We start from the raw sequence: 14,736 nt of genomic DNA, 5'->3' as shown, positions 1-14,736 counted from the left end.
ATACTCGGCGGCACGTGTGATCTGCATCACGACGTTATCCACAGGGTGAAATTCCTTCGCCCGGCCGAGCGGGCAGGGTAGTGGGCGTGCCAAGCCAACGAGCGACCCTGGGCCGATGGGGTGAGCAGGTCGCGGCGCGATTCCTGATGGACGGCGGCTGGCAGGTCGTCGATCGCAACTGGCGTTGCCGGTACGGCGAGATCGACCTGATCGTGCACGATCCACGTGCCGGGGTGCTGGCCTTCGTCGAGGTCAAGACCCGTCGCTCCGATGCGTTCGGCGGTCCGCTGGCCGCGATCGACCATCGTAAGGCGGCCCGACTGCGCCGACTGGCCGGGCAGTGGCTGCAGGAGCATCCGCAGCGGGCACAGGTCGTGCGGGTCGACGTGGTGGCGGTCTGGGCTCGTGCCGGACAGGTACCGCTGGTGCGCCACGTGTCCGACGTCGCGTGAGGCGGCAGCGCCGCAACGCCCACTGAGGTACTTCGGTTGTCTATGGTCGAACGCACCGACTGTTGCCAGGAGGACGAAGTGTCACAGACCAGACCTGCCACGCGACGTACGACGGGCAGCTATGTGCGCTTCGCACTCGGGGCACTGCCGTTCGTAGGGATCCTGGTGCTCGTCCCGTTCGCGAACCGGGACACCCCGATGATCCTCGGCATGCCGTTCCTGTTGGTGTGGATGGTCGCGTGGGTCATTCTCACCTCGGTCTGTATGACCATCGTCTACCTGATCGATCCGCAGAACCGCGGCGACGAAGCGGACTCGCAGTGAACGGGGCACTGGTCGTCCTGATCGCGTTCTTCCTGCTGGCGCTGGTCCTTGGTCTGTGGTCGCGCCGGGGCAAGGAGATGGACATCGAGCAGTGGAGCGTGGGAGGCCGCAACTTCGGTGCGATCTTCGTCTTCCTGTTGCTCGCGGGGGAGATCTACACGACTTTCACCTTCCTGGGCGCCAGCGGTTACGCCTACACCTACGGCGGTGCGGCGTTCTACATCCTGGGGTACGGCGCCCTCGCCTACGTGATCTCCTACTGGCTGGCCCCGGCGATCTGGCGTTACGCCAAACGGGAGAAGCTGGTGTCGCAACCGGACTGGTTCCGGCGCAAATACGACAGTCGCAACCTGTCCCTGGTGGTCGCCGTGATCGGCATCGTCGCGATGGTGCCCTACCTGGAGCTGCAGCTGACCGGCCTGGGCATCATCGTGCAGGAAACCTCCTACGGATCGATCTCCCGGACCGCCGCGATCTGGATCGGAGCGATCGTGATGGCGGTGTACGTCGTGGCCGCCGGGATCCACGCCGCCGCCTGGAACGCCGTGGTCAAGGATGTGCTGGTCCTGGTCGTCGTCGTCTTCATCGGGATCTACCTACCCATGCACTACTTCGGCGGCGTCGGTTCGATGATGCACACCATTCACGAGCAGAAACCGGGATTCCTCAGTGCGAACCTGCCCAGTCACGACATGGGCTGGTTCATCACCTCCATCCTTCTGTCGGCCCTGGGCTTCTTCATGTGGCCGCACTACTTCGGGGCGATCTACGCCTCCCGCGACACCCGCACGTTCCGGCGCAACGCGATGTTCCTGCCGCTGTACCAATTGGTGTTGTTGTTCGTGTTCTTCACCGGCCTGGCCGCGGTCCTGGTCGTGCCCGGGCTGAGCGACGGCGATCTGTCACTCCTGGCCATCAGCCGCAAGACGTTCTCCCCGGTCGTCGTGGGGCTGATCGGAGCAGCAGGAATCTTCTGTGCGCTGGTGCCGGGCGCCATGCTGTTGTCCACCTCGGCGACCCTGCTGGCCAAGAACGTGGTCCACGAGTTCCGACCCGGGCTGTCCGGACGGCAGACGGCCGTTGTCGCCAAGGCGCTGGTGCCGGTGATCACGCTGGTCGCGCTCTACCTGACCTTCGCCGGCGGCGATGCCATCGTGAATCTACTGCTGCTCGGGTACGCCTTCGTCACACAGTTGTTCCCCTCGATGATTGCCAGTCTGCATCCGCGCAACCCGGTCACGAAGTGGGGCGCGGGCGCCGGGATGGTGGTGGGCGCCGTGCTGGTGACGTGGTTGACCCTTGGCAAGCACACGGCCGGTGACGTGCTGCCCTTCCTGCCCGGATCGTGGCAGCACCTCAACGTCGGCATCGTGGCGCTGGTGGCCAATGTGGTGATCTGCGTGGCGGTTTCGCTGGCTACCGGGGAGCGCGTGCGCTCTCGGTCCCGGCAGTCGCTGCAGGGAGTGCGCCACCAGTCGGCGCCGGAGACGCAGAACGCCGGTGAGCATCCAGCGGGGTACTACCTGATCAAGGATGCCGCCGTGTCCGGCCCTGTGGATGGTGCCCGGCGATCGCCGCGTTTTCCACACCGCGACAACCAGGGCTTCTACCTGGCGGGAGCCTCGCCCAGAGTCGTCTCAGGGGGTGAGGCGTGATGACCGATTCGATTCACGGGCAATGACTCTGGGCCGGACCCGCGCAGTAGCGGTGATGGGTATCGACGGCATACCGATCGAGGTCGAGGCCGATTCGGCGCCGGGGCTTCCGGCGTTCACCATCGTGGGGATGCCGGACACGGCCTGTCGTCAGGCACCCGACCGGGTGCGCTCGGCCGCAGCCAACAGCGAGCTGCAGCTGCCGCGCCAACGCGTGACGGTCAATCTGTCACCGGCCTCGCTGCCCAAGCAGGGCTCCGGTTTCGACGTCGCGATTGCCATCGCAGCATTGGCCGCCGGGGGAGTCGTGGACAACTCTCAGGTCGCGGAGGTGGTGCACATCGGCGAACTGGGTCTCGACGGCGCGGTGCGCGCGGTTCCCGGCGTGCTACCCGCGGTACTCGCAGCGGCAGCCGCCGGGTTCACCAAGGTGGTGGTGCCGGCTGCCAACGCCGCGGAGGCCGCACTGGTGCCAGGAGTGCAGGTGCTGCCGGTCACGGATCTGCGGTCGCTGGTCAGCCGGTACCGGCTGCAGCACAAGGGCAAGCCCGTGCCGCCGGTCGTGGTGCCGGACGGCCTGGACGCCTGCACGCCGGCAGTCCCGGACCTGGCTGATGTGGTGGGGCAGTTCGAAGCCCGCTTCGCGCTGGAGGCGGCGGCAGCCGGCGGGCACCACATGGCCATGGTGGGGCCGCCCGGAGCAGGCAAGACGATGCTGGCCGAGCGGCTGCCTGGACTACTGCCCCCGCTGGGTGTCGACGACGCACTGCAGGTCACGGCCGTGCATTCGGTGCTGGGGGCCTTGGGTTCGGGGGAAGACGGTCGATCGCCGTTGCTGACCCACCCACCCTTCGTCGCGCCGCACCATGGGGCCTCGATGGCCAGCGTGGTCGGTGGCGGCAGCGGGCGGATCCGGCCCGGAGCCATCTCGCGGGCGCATCGCGGGGTGCTCTTCATGGATGAGGCACCGGAGTTCCGTCGCGATGTCCTGGACGCGCTTCGTCAACCACTGGAGTCCGGTTCGGTGACCATTGCCCGGGCCGATCGACTGGTGCGGTTCCCCGCGCGATTCCAGCTGGTGCTGGCGGCGAACCCGTGCCCGTGCGGTGCGGCCCGGGACGACAAGTGCAGCTGCTCGGCCATGGTGCGGCGCACCTACCTGGGCCGCCTCTCGGGGCCGCTGCTGGACCGGGTGGACGTGCGGCTGAAGCTGCTACCGGTGTCGCGGGCGTCGCTGGCCGAAGGCCGCGGCGAGTCGACGGCCTCCGTCGCAGACCGGGTCAGACAGGCGCGGGCGACTCAGGCGGCTCGTTGGTCCGCCTTTGGCTGGCGCCTCAATGCCGACGTCCCCGGCACCGTCCTGCGGGCTGTTCCGTGGCGACTGCCCAAGGAGGTCTCCCGGCCACTGGACGAACAGCTGGAGAAAGGCACCCTGACGTTGCGCGGGTACGACCGCTGTCTTCGCCTGGCGTGGACGCTGGCCGACCTGGCGGGGGAGAAGGCCCCCGGGCCCGCCCAGGTGGGCGGGGCATCGACGATGCGGTCGGAGTTGCGAGCAGCATGAGCCTCACCCACGAGGAGTTCGGCGTCGGGGTGCAACAGGTCCGACAGAACGCGGAGTTGTCGGCCCGGGTCGCGTTGTCCGTCGTCGTAGAGCCCATGGACAGCAAGCTCACGCCGCTGATCCGGGAGTTGGGCGCGCAGCGGGCCTGGTCGGCGATCAACGGCAACGAGGGCGGCCACTTCGATCGTTGCCAGCCGCGCGTGCGGGCGCTCGACCTGGACCACGTCCTGTGGAACACCCAACAGGCCGGCGCCCGGCTGCTGTTCCCGGGGTTGCCCGGCTGGCCGCACGGGCTGGACGATCTGGAGTTCGCCCCGTTCGCGGTGTGGGCGCGCGGATCCAGTTCGGACGTCGACTGGGCGCGCAGCGTCGCGGTCGTGGGATCCCGGGCGGCGACCTCGTACGGTCTGCACGTCGCCGGGGAGCTCGGGTATGACCTGTCCAGCGCCGGTTACACGGTGGTGTCGGGGGCGGCATTCGGGATAGACGCCGCAGCTCATCGTGGCGCGCTCGCGGCGGACGCCCCGACCGTCGCCGTGCTCGCGGGCGGGGTTGACCGGCCCTACCCGGTCGCGCACAGTCAGCTGCTGGACCATATCCGGGCCAACGGACTGATCTTGTCCGAAGCTCCGCCGGGTGCCTCGCCACGCCGGGAGCGCTTCCTGGCCCGGAACCGGTTGATCGCGGCCCTGACCGCCGGGACGGTGGTGGTCGAAGCCGGCCTGCGGTCCGGAGCGTTGAGCTCCGCGGGGCATGCCGAGCGGCTGGGCCGGGTGCTGGCCGCTGTCCCCGGACCGGTGACCAGCGCGGCGTCGGCGGGCACCAACGCCTGGATCCGCGAGGGGCGCGCAGTGCTGGTCAGCAACGCGGCGCAGTGTGTGGAGCTGGTCGCTCCGATCGGGGAGGGCCTGTTGTCGCCGGAACGCGCTGAGTCGGTGCTGGAGTACGACGACCTGGCCGAGGTGCCGCGACGGGTGTTCGAGTCGTTGCCGAAATCCCGTTCGACCACGGTGGACCGGCTGGCGGTGATAGCCGGTGTCAGTGGGCCGGAGGTGATGGCGGCCCTGGGGTCGTTGGAGCTGACCGGGCGCGTGGAGCGCAGCACCGGGGGTGGCGGCGCCGCGCTCAGGGTTCGCCGGGTTAGCGACCCCCGGGCTCGGTGGGCAGTCTGACTCCGTTGCAGCCCTGCAGGATTCGCACCATCGCCGACTTCTCGGCGGCGGTCACCCAGGCCCGGTACTTTGCTTTGACGGCAACTTGCAGCGCGACGTACCGGCACCGGAAACCCTTGTTCGGGGGCAGCCAGGTAGCGGCGTCTCCAGCGCCTTTCTTCTGGTTGGTGGGGCCGTCGACGGCGAGCAGGTTCAGCGGGTCGTTGGCGAAGGCGATCCGCGTCGCGGCGCTCCACTGTTGCGCGCCCTTCTGCCATGCGTCGGCCAGCGGCACCACGTGATCGATCTGCACCTTGCTGGAGGTTCCCCGTCCGCGCACGAAGTCGATGACCTTGCCGGTGTACGGATCGATGAGACGGCCGCTGGTGACGACGGTGTTGCACCGGCCGGACTTCTTGAAGTGCAGTCGGCTCAGGTCCCGGCGCAGGATGTCTTCACGGGTCGAACACCCGTTGTGACCCCACGGTGCCGCGTTGTTGTCGGTCCACGCGGTCCCGAATTTGGCGCGGTCATACCCGGTCTTCGGTGCGCGTCCCTTGACGGTCAGGCGATGCGCCACGCTCAGCGCGCTCGGGGTGTCAGCTTGGGCGGGCAGGTCAGCAGGAACGAGGAGGGCGACGCCGGCAGCGGCGGCCAGGGCGAACGTCATCGGTCGGCGACTCACCGCAGCACGTTAACCCGCGATGAGCTCCGGCAATGCCGGCTCGGTCAGAACCCGGCGGCGTTACAGTCGCGACCATGACGCAGCCCTCCGCACCCGATACCGCCGTCGACCGGGCGCGATTGGCCTCCTCTACCGGCGCGAGGTCGATCAGTTCGCAGCGGCGCATCAAAGCTCGCAGGCCGCCTACGCCCGTGCTGACCATCTGTTCGGGCGGGTGCCGATGACCTGGATGAACAAACTCGCCAGCGGCTTTCCCATCTACCTGGACCGGGCTATCGGGAACCGGGTCTTCGACATCGATGGTCACGAGTACATCGACTTCGCCCTCGGCGACACCGGCGCCATGGCCGGCCACTCTCCGGCGCCGACCGTGGCCGCGATCCAGCAACGGATCGTGACCCAAGGCGGTCTGACCACGATGCTGCCCACGACCGACGCCGAGTGGGTCGGCGCCGAACTGACCCGCCGGTTCGGGGCGGCGAAGTGGAGTTTCTCCCTGACCGCGACCGACGCGAACCGCTGGGCGATCCGCTTGGTGCGAGCGCTCACCGATCGACCCAGGATCCTGTTCAACGCCTACTGCTATCACGGCTCGGTCGACGAATCGCTGATCGTGGTCGGCCCTGACGGGAACGGCATCGATCGTCCCGGCAACGTCGGCGCACCCGTGCCGGTCACCGCGACCAGTCGGGTGGCCGAGTTCAACGACCTGGCCGGCCTCGAACGTCAACTCGCGCACGGCGACGTCGCCGCCGTCCTGATGGAACCGGCGCTGACCAACATCGGGATCGTGGTGCCCGAGCCGGGCTACCTGGCCGGCGTGCGCGACCTCACCCGCAGGTACGGCGCGTTGCTGATCAACGACGAGACACACACCTTCTCCGCCGGTCCCGGAGGCGCGACCGCAGCGTGGGGTCTGGAGCCGGACATCGTCATCATCGGCAAGTCCATCGGTGGTGGGATCCCCTGCGGTGCCTATGGATTGAGTGAGGAGCTGGCCGACCGCGCCCTGCGGCGTACCGATCTCGACCTGGTCGACATGGGCGGCGTGGGCGGCACGCTGGCGGGCAACCCGTTGTCAGTGGCAGCCATGCGGGCCACGCTCGAGCACGTCCTGACCGAGGCCGCGTTCGAGCACATGATCGCTTTGGCGACCCGGTTCACGGCCGACGTTCAGCAGGTGATCGACGAGTACCGGCTGCCGTGGTCGGTCAGCCAGCTCGGCGCTCGTACCGAATACCGGTTCGCCGACCCCGCGCCCCGCAACGGCACCGAGTCGGCCGCCTCGGCGGACCCGTTGCTCGAGGACTACCTGCACGTGTACCTGGCCAACCGCGGGATCCTGCTCACGCCCTTTCACAACATGGCCCTGATGTGCCCGGTCACCGGCGCAGCGGACGTAGCCCGGCACCACGAGGTGTTCGCAGCCGCGGTCGCCTCGTTGTTCGGGTGAGAAGCGCGGCGCGCCCCGCCGGTCCGCCCGGAACCGGTTTGTAGCCTGCAAGGGTGACCGCGTCGACCGAACTGCAGCCCACGCAACTGGTGGGGGAGTTCGAGCGGTATCTGCGCCTGGAGCGGGCCCGATCGGAGCACACCATCCGCGCCTATCTGACCGACCTGCGACATCTGGAGTCGCACCTGGCGGCGGGCGGGCTTGGCCAGTGGGCGGATGTGGGGCTCGCCGACCTGCGCACCTGGCTGGCCGGTATCGACGCGAGCGGAGGCGCGCGGTCCACGGTGAGTCGCCGCGCGGCGTCCGCACGGGCGTTCTTCGGCTGGGCCGCCCGCACCCAGCGGCTTCCGGCCGATCCGGCGGTGCGGTTGGTTTCACCCAAACGCCTTCGCACGCTGCCCGGAGTATTGCGGCAGGCCGAGGCCGGCCAACTGCTCGACGTCGCCGCGGTCGCAGCCGATGACGCCGCACCGACCCACCTGCGGGACCGGGCGATGCTGGAACTGCTCTACGCCACCGGGATCCGGGTTGGGGAGTTGTGCGGACTGGACATCGACGACCTCGACCGTCGGACCCGAGTGGTGCGAGTAACCGGTAAGGGCAACAAACAACGGGTCGTCCCGTACGGCGTGCCCGCGGCGGAGGCGATCGACCACTGGTTGACCCGGGGCCGGCCCAGGGTCGTGACCCCCACAGCCCGCCTGCGCTGTTCCTCGGGGCTCGCGGTGGCCGGATCGATGCCCGCACCGTCCGACGGGTGCTGACCGCGCTGTTGCAGCACGTGCCCGATGCACCCCATCTGGGTCCGCACGGGCTGCGGCATTCTGCGGCCACCCATCTGCTCGAAGGCGGGGCCGACCTGCGCACGGTGCAGGAATTGCTGGGTCACGCCAGTTTGTCGACGACCCAGATCTACACTCACGTGTCTGTGGAACGCTTGCGCTCGTCATTCGCGAAGGCACACCCACGCGCATGAGCCAATCCGTTCCACCTCGCCATTCGGGCGACCGCATGCCAACTCGACACAACACTCCCGACCCGATGCGTCGCCGGCGGATGATCGCTGCAGCGGTCGTCGGGGTGGTGGGGCTCAGTGCCCTCGCCGGTTTCTTGCACGAGTCGGGCAGCGCCGCCCCCACCGCAGCCGTCACCCCGTCGGCCCTGCCGTCCACCACGAGGGCCGCGACGACACCTTCCGCGAGCCCCAGCAGCACGCCGGTCGTCGTACCCACCAGGGGCGCAGGGACATTCACCACGGTGCCGGTCCCTCAGACCACGACGGCGAAGACCGGCCGGGAGATCACCTACATCCTGCAGATCGAGAACGGCCTCGGCTCGGACAACGCCTCGATCGCGAAGACGGTCGGGGCCGACCTCCTCGACGCTCGCGGCTGGCAGGGGGTGGACCATGTGCGCTTCGTGCAGTTGACCGCCGCTCAACTTGCCAAGGGCCAGAAGCCGGCGCTGGCGATCACTTTGGCCAGCCCGGACACCGTCAACAAACTGTGCGCCCCGCTGGACACCCACGGCGAGTGGTCGTGCGGCAACAACGGCCGGGCGACGCTGAACTACGAGCGGTGGATGCTCGGTGTGCCCTACTTCGGCAAGGACCTGACGACCTACCACGCCTACATGGTCAATCACGAGGTCGGACACATCCTGGGGCACCAGCACCGGCATTGCGCCAAGGCCGGCGACTACGCACCGGTGATGCAGCAGCAGTCGATGGGTCTGCAGGGCTGCAAGGCGTGGCCCTGGCCGCAGCGTCCCGCCGGCGGCTGACGAGGTCGGGCGGCGAGCGTTGTTGGGCGTGAGATGCGCCCAGCGGCAGCAGGACGATCGGCCCAACTCCCAACAGGGACAACGGATCGCGGTACTCATCGTCATCGACCAGCAGGCCCCAATGCAGGCAGGTGAGCGGCGCGCAGTGGCTGCCCTGCCCGCTGAGGCGGCCGAGCGGCGTACCCGCAATCACCGCACTGCCCGGCGGGATGCGATGCTCCACCGGCTCGTACGTCGTGCGCCGACCGTCCGGGTGGCGCACGGTGATGACACCCCGGCCGGCGATCACTCCGCTGAAGGTGACGATCCCCGGCCCGGCGGCGACGACGACGGTGCCGGCGGGGGCGGCCAGGTCGACGCCGCGGTGTCCGGCCGACCACGGATGGGGCGGCGCCTCGAATGCGCGAACCACATGGTGCGGTGGAGGTATCGGCCACCCGAAGCCGGTGCCGGCAGTGGCAGCCGAGCTCGCGACGACGGCGCCAGCGATGGCCATCGCGACCGCGAGAAGGATCTGCATGCAGCCAGTCTCGGAGTGCTGCGGACGAACGGGCGACGGCAACCGGGCGGTGTGTGGACAACGGGCACGCGGTGGAGGTTGTCCACATCTGGTGCCGTCACAATGTGGGCATGGAACAGCCCGCGCCCGGAGCACCGATCGATCTGCCGACCCTGGCCAACCTGCGCGATCTGGGCGGCTGGACCGGCGCGGACGGTGCGCGGGTCGCTTCCGGGGTGCTCTACCGCTCGACCAAGCTCGCCGGCATCGACGAGGCCGACACCGACCAATTGGTCGACCGCCGGGTGCAGACCGTCATCGACCTGCGCACCAAGGTAGAGCGCGATGCCGAGCCGGATCCGCAGATCCCCGATGCGAGCAACGTCTTCCTCGACGTCTTCGCGGGCAGCGAGATGGCCGCCTCGGCCGATCTGCGCGACCTGTTGAAACATCCGCGCGAGGTCACCAGCGCCCTCGGCGAAGGCAAAGCGGTCGAGTTCATGTCCGTCGCCTACCGGGAGATCGTCGTGCTACCCAGCGCGCAGACGGCCTACCGCGGTTTCTTCGACACCATCGAGCAGGCAACGCAGCCGGTGCTGTTCCACTGCACGACCGGCAAGGACCGGACCGGGTGGGGTGCCGCACTCATCTTCACCGTGCTCGGCGTCTCCCGGGACCAGATCGTGCAGGAGTACCTGCTGACCAACGAACAACTACTACCGCGGTTCAAGAAGTCATTCGAGGCCTTCGAACTCGCCGGCGGTGACCCCGACGTGCTGCGGCCCGTGCTCGGCGTGGACCGGGCCTACCTGCAGAACTCCTTCGACACCGTCGATGCGCAGTTCGGTTCGATGGATCGCTACCTCGACGAGGGGCTGGGCATGACTGCCGAGCGGCAACAGAGGTTCCGGGAACGCTTCCTGGTCTGAACCGCTTACGCGTGGGTCAGCCGGCGGACCGCCTCCTGCAGGACGTCGTCCTTCTTACAGAACGCGAACCGCACGAGGGTCCGGGCGGCCGCCTTGTCATCGCAGAACACCGACACCGGGATGGCGGCTACGCCGTGGGTGTGCGGCAGCTGCCAGCAGAAGTCCACTGCATCCGTGACGCCGAGCGGCGCGGCATCGGCGATCACGAAGTAGGTGCCGCTGGGTCGGGCCACCTCGAACCCCGCAGCGGTGAGCCCGGTCGAGAGCAGATCCCGCTTGCGCCCGAGATCCTTTGCGAATCGCCCGACGTAGTCGTCCTGGGTGTCCAGTCCGAGGGCGATGGCCGGCTGGAACGGCCCGCTCCCGACGTACGTCAGGAATTGCTTGACCGTCCGGCAGGCGCTGACCAGCTCGGCCGGACCGCTGAGCCAGCCCACTTTCCACCCGGTCGTGGAGAACGTCTTGCCCGCCGAGGAGATGGTGATGGTGCGCTCCGCGGTGCCCGGCAGCGTCGCGAAGGGTAGGTGCTGCGCACCGTCGAAGGTGAGGTGCTCGTAGACCTCGTCGGTCACGACGTACGCGCCGTATTCGGCGGCCAGCTGCGCGATCAGGATGAGTTCGTCGCGGGTGAACACCTTGCCCGTCGGGTTGTGCGGCGTGTTCAGCAGCACCAGCCGGGTGCGTTCGCTGAACGCGGCCCGCAGTGCATCCTCATCGACCGCGAAATCCGGGAAGCGGAGGGCAACGGTGCGCCGCGTCGCTCGCGCCAGGGCGATGCACGCGGCGTACGAGTCGTAGTAGGGCTCGAAGGTGACCACCTCATCGCCGGGCTCGCACAGGGCGAGTACGGCGCTCGCGATGGCCTCCGTCGCACCCACCGTGACCAGCACCTGGGTCTGCGGATCGACCGTGAGGCCGTAGTACCGCTCTTGATGGCGGCCGATCGCCTCGCGCAGCACGGGATAGCCGAGGGCCGGCGGGTACTGGTTGTAGCCGCCGGCGATGGCTTCCCGGGCAGCGGCCAGCACTTCCGGCGGGCCGTCGGTATCGGGAAAACCCTGCCCGAGGTTGACCGCGCCGACCTCGGCGGCGAGGGCGGACATCTCCCCGAAGATCGTCGAGCCGAAGACGGCCAGCGAGGGTGCGATCGGCAGGCGGCTGGTGTTCACGAACGCCAGCCTATGCGCGCACGCGGGGCGTCGATTCGTCGTGCAGCCCGCGCTCGCCGTACGATAGATGCACGGTCAGTGTCGGGTTTTCGCCAGAGAACGCGACATCGGCCGAATTCGCGTGTCCTTCTCCGGATCTCGATCCGGGCCGCGGTAGCAGCAGTCTGACCTTTGGGTCGGCGCGAAACGGCAGGACACCAGGGCGGCTCCTTGCGGGTCGCAGCCAACTGAAACGACAACCGAAAGGACTTCGGCATGGCCGTCGTCACGATGCGCCAGCTCCTGGAGAGCGGCGTCCACTTCGGGCACCAGACCCGTCGCTGGAACCCCAAGATGAAGCGCTTCATCATGACCGAGCGCAACGGCATCTACATCATCGACTTGCAGCAGTCGCTGACCTACCTCAACGACGCCTACGAGTTCATCCGCCAGACCGTGCAGCACGGCGGCACGATCCTGTTCGTCGGTACCAAGAAGCAGGCACAGGAGTCGATCGCCGAGCAGGCCACTCGCGTCGGGATGCCCTACGTGAACCACCGCTGGCTGGGCGGCATGCTGACCAACTTCGGCACCGTCCACAAGCGCCTGGCGCGCTTGAAGGAGCTCGAGGTCATCGACTACGACGACGTCGCCGGCTCCGGTCGCACCAAGAAGGAGCTGCTGGTCCTCAAGCGCGAGAAGGACAAGCTGCAGCGCACCCTCGGCGGTATCCGCGACATGGCCAAGGTGCCGTCGGCGATCTGGGTCGTCGACACCAAGAAGGAGCACCTGGCCGTCACCGAGGCCCGCAAGCTCAACATCCCGGTCATCGCGATCCTGGACACCAACTGCGACCCCGACGAGGTCGACTACAAGATCCCCGGCAACGATGACGCCATCCGCTCGGTCACGTTGCTGACCCGTGTGGTCGCCGACGCCGTCGCCGCCGGTCTGATCGACCGGTCCAAGGGCCGTTCGGGCGACGCTGACGAGGCCGAGCCGATGGCCGAGTGGGAGCGCGAGCTGCTGGAGTCCGAGCAGGCTGCCGCTGACACCGACACCGCTGCCGGCCCGAGCCAGATCGACAAGGCGGCTGCTGAGACCGCTGCGGTCGACGGCGGCAACGAGGGCGTCGCCGCGGCGACCGTCCAGGCCGCCGAAGAGACCACCGAGGCCTGATCAACGCTTCACCCACGGTCCGCACCTCGGTGCGGACCGTGGTCACGCGGGTTTGCCCCGCATCTGATTCCACACTGCTGACGAAGGAGTCATTGAACTCATGGCGAACTACACCGCCGCCGACATCAAGGCGCTGCGCGAGCGCACCGGTGCCGGCATGCTCGACGTCAAGAAGGCGCTCGACGAGGCTGACGGCGACCAGTCCAAGGCCGTCGAGATCCTGCGCATCAAGGGCCTGAAGGGCGTCACGAAGCGCGAAGGCCGCTCGGCCACCAACGGATTGGTGACCGCGCACACCGCCGGCGAGGCCGGCACCCTGGTCGAGGTCGCGTGCGAGACCGACTTCGTGGCCAAGAGCGAGCCGTTCATCGCGCTGGCTGACAAGGTCCTCGCGATCGCCGTCGCCACCGAGGCGGACACCGTCGGTGCCCTGCTGAAGGCCGACCTGGACGGTCGCTCGGTGCAGGAGATCGTCGATGAGGCCAATGCCACCATCGGCGAGAAGATCGAGATCCGTCGCGTGGCCCGGGTGCACGGCGAGACCGTCGTGTCCTACCTGCACAAGACCAGCCCCGACCTGCCGGCGCAAATCGGTGTGCTGCTCGCCGTTACCGGCAACCACGAGCAGGCCGCCCGCGACATCGCGATGCACATCGCGGCGTTCAGCCCGACCGCGCTGACCCGCGATGAGATCCCGGACGCCGTGATCGCCAAGGAGCGCGAGCTGGCCGAGGCGACTGCCCGCGAGGAAGGCAAGCCGGAGCAGGCTCTGCCGAAGATCATCGAGGGCCGGGTCAACGGGTACCTGAAGGACAACGTGTTGCTGGAGCAGCCGCACGCCAAGGAGCCGAAGAAGACCGTCGGCAAGGTCGCTGAGGAGGCCGGCATCACGGTGACCGGCTTCGCCCGCTTCAAGGTCGGCGTCTGACCAAGCGCGAGCCTGGAGTTGTCGGTGAGGCGCTAGCCGAGCCGGAGCGTGAGGAAGACGCCAGTTAAGGACCGTGTCTGACGGGCGCAACGGACAAACATCGAGAGGTACGTCGCCCGCTCACCTGAGCGGGCGACGTACCTCTTTGTGTTCCCACCGAGACGGACTGGGCTCACTGTCCTTGTGTTGCTGGTGTACGGCGATCTCGGGCTCATCCGGCGGGTTGAGAGTCCCTGTATTGCCGAAGTACGGCGATCGCTGGCTCGCTGCGCGGGTCGAAAGTCCCTGTTATGTAGCGGTACGGCGATCGTGGGCTCAGTGGGCGGGTCCAGTGGCCGTGTGTTGCGGGAAGCAGCGGCGGCTCAGGCGTTGTCGCTCTGGATCGCCCGCAGCAGTTCCTTGTCGAAGTCGGGCAGGTCATCGGGTTTGCGACTCGTGATCAGGTTGCCGTCGATGACGACCGACTGATCGACCCAGTCGCCGCCGGCGTTGGAGACGTCGCTTTGCAGGCTGGGCCACGAGGTCACCTGGCGTCCGCTGATCACATCGGCCTCGATCAGCATCCAGGGTGCGTGACAGATCGCGGCGACCGGCTTCCCGGAGACGACGAACTGGCGGACGAAGCTGACGGCGTCCTCGTCCTGGCGCAACGCATCCGGGTTCGCCACGCCGCCGGGAAGGACGAGCGCGACGTAGTCGTCGATGCTAGTCTCGGCGACCTTGCCGTCGGCGTGCTGCGTCGAGGCCTTGTCGAGGTGGTCGAACAGCTGGACATCGCCGCCGTCCGGGCTCAGGAGGACCGGCTCGTATCCAGCGTCGGTCACCGCCTGCCAGGGGTCGGTCAACTCGACCCGCTCGACACCCTCGGCGGCGGTCAGGAACGCGATCTTGCCACTGCTCATCGATGAACTCCTCGTATCTCATGCCGCCCGGGGCGGCGCTGACGAGCTGCATCGCCCGTTGATCCCGACGCTAGGTCGCCGATCA

At 68.3% G+C, this 14,736-nt stretch carries 13 protein-coding genes and 2 pseudogenes; 11 read left to right on the top strand and 4 right to left on the bottom strand.

Going from position 1 to position 14,736, the window contains the following annotated elements:
* Window positions 1-86 precede the first annotated feature (86 nt).
* From ACFQBT_RS12460 to dprA, 5 genes are all read left to right on the top strand, one after another.
* Window positions 87-452 (top strand): YraN family protein, encoded by a 366-nt coding sequence (locus tag ACFQBT_RS12460; protein WP_377823092.1) that lies wholly within the window; start codon window positions 87-89, stop codon window positions 450-452.
* A 78-nt stretch (window positions 453-530) separates the two neighbouring features.
* A complete protein-coding gene (locus ACFQBT_RS12455; RefSeq protein WP_377823091.1) occupies window positions 531-776 on the top strand; it encodes a DUF3311 domain-containing protein in 246 nt (81 codons plus the stop codon).
* Window positions 773-2,431: a sodium:solute symporter family protein gene (locus ACFQBT_RS12450; RefSeq protein ID WP_377823090.1), complete on the top strand. Its 1,659-nt coding sequence runs from the start codon at window positions 773-775 to the stop codon at window positions 2,429-2,431. The genes ACFQBT_RS12455 and ACFQBT_RS12450 overlap by 4 nt, the downstream gene beginning before the upstream one ends.
* A 22-nt stretch (window positions 2,432-2,453) precedes the next feature.
* Complete coding sequence (locus ACFQBT_RS12445) at window positions 2,454-3,995, top strand: YifB family Mg chelatase-like AAA ATPase (protein ID WP_377823089.1); 1,542 nt, start codon at window positions 2,454-2,456, stop codon at window positions 3,993-3,995.
* On the top strand, window positions 3,992-5,167 hold the full coding sequence (gene dprA, locus ACFQBT_RS12440) for a DNA-processing protein DprA (protein ID WP_377823086.1): 1,176 nt from the start codon (window positions 3,992-3,994) through the stop codon (window positions 5,165-5,167). Before ACFQBT_RS12445 ends, dprA begins: the two co-directional genes overlap by 4 nt.
* On the opposite strand, the gene ACFQBT_RS12435 is transcribed toward dprA, so the two are convergent.
* Window positions 5,136-5,831, bottom strand: a complete 696-nt coding sequence (locus tag ACFQBT_RS12435) for an HNH endonuclease family protein (RefSeq protein WP_377823084.1) — start codon at window positions 5,829-5,831, stop codon at window positions 5,136-5,138. The two genes, dprA and ACFQBT_RS12435, sit on opposite strands and share 32 nt — an antisense overlap.
* A gap of 118 nt (window positions 5,832-5,949) precedes the next feature.
* Here ACFQBT_RS12435 and ACFQBT_RS12430 point away from each other — a divergent pair, with 118 nt between their 5' ends.
* From ACFQBT_RS12430 to ACFQBT_RS12420, 3 genes and pseudogenes are all read left to right on the top strand, one after another.
* Window positions 5,950-7,284, top strand: a complete 1,335-nt coding sequence (locus ACFQBT_RS12430) for a transaminase (RefSeq protein WP_377825473.1) — start codon at window positions 5,950-5,952, stop codon at window positions 7,282-7,284.
* A gap of 53 nt (window positions 7,285-7,337) precedes the next feature.
* Window positions 7,338-8,260: pseudogene (locus tag ACFQBT_RS12425) on the top strand (tyrosine recombinase XerC).
* Window positions 8,261-8,295: 35 nt separating this feature from the next.
* Window positions 8,296-9,066, top strand: coding sequence for a DUF3152 domain-containing protein (locus ACFQBT_RS12420; protein ID WP_377823083.1), 771 nt, complete (start codon window positions 8,296-8,298; stop codon window positions 9,064-9,066).
* 112 nt (window positions 9,067-9,178) lie between these two features.
* On the opposite strand, the pseudogene ACFQBT_RS12415 reads toward ACFQBT_RS12420, so the two are convergent.
* A pseudogene (locus ACFQBT_RS12415) lies at window positions 9,179-9,562 on the bottom strand (M23 family metallopeptidase); the annotation flags it as partial.
* 134 nt (window positions 9,563-9,696) lie between these two features.
* Between ACFQBT_RS12415 and ACFQBT_RS12410 the strand changes: the two are divergent.
* Window positions 9,697-10,494: a tyrosine-protein phosphatase gene (locus ACFQBT_RS12410; protein ID WP_377823081.1), complete on the top strand. Its 798-nt coding sequence runs from the start codon at window positions 9,697-9,699 to the stop codon at window positions 10,492-10,494.
* A 5-nt stretch (window positions 10,495-10,499) separates the two neighbouring features.
* Here ACFQBT_RS12410 and ACFQBT_RS12405 read toward each other — a convergent pair whose 3' ends face one another.
* On the bottom strand, window positions 10,500-11,597 hold the full coding sequence (locus tag ACFQBT_RS12405) for a pyridoxal phosphate-dependent aminotransferase (protein ID WP_377825471.1): 1,098 nt from the start codon (window positions 11,595-11,597) through the stop codon (window positions 10,500-10,502).
* A 321-nt stretch (window positions 11,598-11,918) separates the two neighbouring features.
* Here ACFQBT_RS12405 and rpsB point away from each other — a divergent pair, with 321 nt between their 5' ends.
* Window positions 11,919-12,821 carry a 30S ribosomal protein S2 gene (rpsB, locus tag ACFQBT_RS12400; protein WP_377823080.1) on the top strand — a complete coding sequence of 301 codons (903 nt, stop codon included), beginning with the start codon at window positions 11,919-11,921 and terminating at the stop codon, window positions 12,819-12,821.
* A gap of 100 nt (window positions 12,822-12,921) precedes the next feature.
* The gene (gene tsf, locus ACFQBT_RS12395; RefSeq protein WP_377823078.1) at window positions 12,922-13,749 is read left to right on the top strand and encodes a translation elongation factor Ts; all 828 of its coding nucleotides are present in this window, start codon (window positions 12,922-12,924) and stop codon (window positions 13,747-13,749) included.
* A gap of 362 nt (window positions 13,750-14,111) precedes the next feature.
* Here the strand turns inward: tsf and ACFQBT_RS12390 are convergent, their stop codons facing one another.
* Window positions 14,112-14,651: a type 1 glutamine amidotransferase domain-containing protein gene (locus tag ACFQBT_RS12390; protein WP_377823076.1), complete on the bottom strand. Its 540-nt coding sequence runs from the start codon at window positions 14,649-14,651 to the stop codon at window positions 14,112-14,114.
* Window positions 14,652-14,736: the final 85 nt, after the last annotated feature.

The sequence above is a fragment of the Branchiibius cervicis genome (genome assembly GCF_042661605.1).
Classification (GTDB): Bacteria; Actinomycetota; Actinomycetes; order Actinomycetales; family Dermatophilaceae; genus Branchiibius; species Branchiibius cervicis.
This window is presented reverse-complemented; position numbering and strand designations above follow the sequence as displayed.

Coding starts and splice junctions, on each gene's coding strand:
- ACFQBT_RS12410 (WP_377823081.1), top strand. CDS start 9,697: ATGGAACAGCCCGCGCCCGGAGCACCGATCGATCTGCCGACCCTGGCC.
- ACFQBT_RS12420 (WP_377823083.1), top strand. CDS start 8,296: ATGCCAACTCGACACAACACTCCCGACCCGATGCGTCGCCGGCGGATG.
- ACFQBT_RS12445 (WP_377823089.1), top strand. CDS start 2,454: ATGACTCTGGGCCGGACCCGCGCAGTAGCGGTGATGGGTATCGACGGC.
- rpsB (WP_377823080.1), top strand. CDS start 11,919: ATGGCCGTCGTCACGATGCGCCAGCTCCTGGAGAGCGGCGTCCACTTC.
- tsf (WP_377823078.1), top strand. CDS start 12,922: ATGGCGAACTACACCGCCGCCGACATCAAGGCGCTGCGCGAGCGCACC.
- dprA (WP_377823086.1), top strand. CDS start 3,992: ATGAGCCTCACCCACGAGGAGTTCGGCGTCGGGGTGCAACAGGTCCGA.
- ACFQBT_RS12405 (WP_377825471.1), bottom strand. CDS start 11,597: ATGTCCGCCCTCGCCGCCGAGGTCGGCGCGGTCAACCTCGGGCAGGGT.
- ACFQBT_RS12390 (WP_377823076.1), bottom strand. CDS start 14,651: ATGAGCAGTGGCAAGATCGCGTTCCTGACCGCCGCCGAGGGTGTCGAG.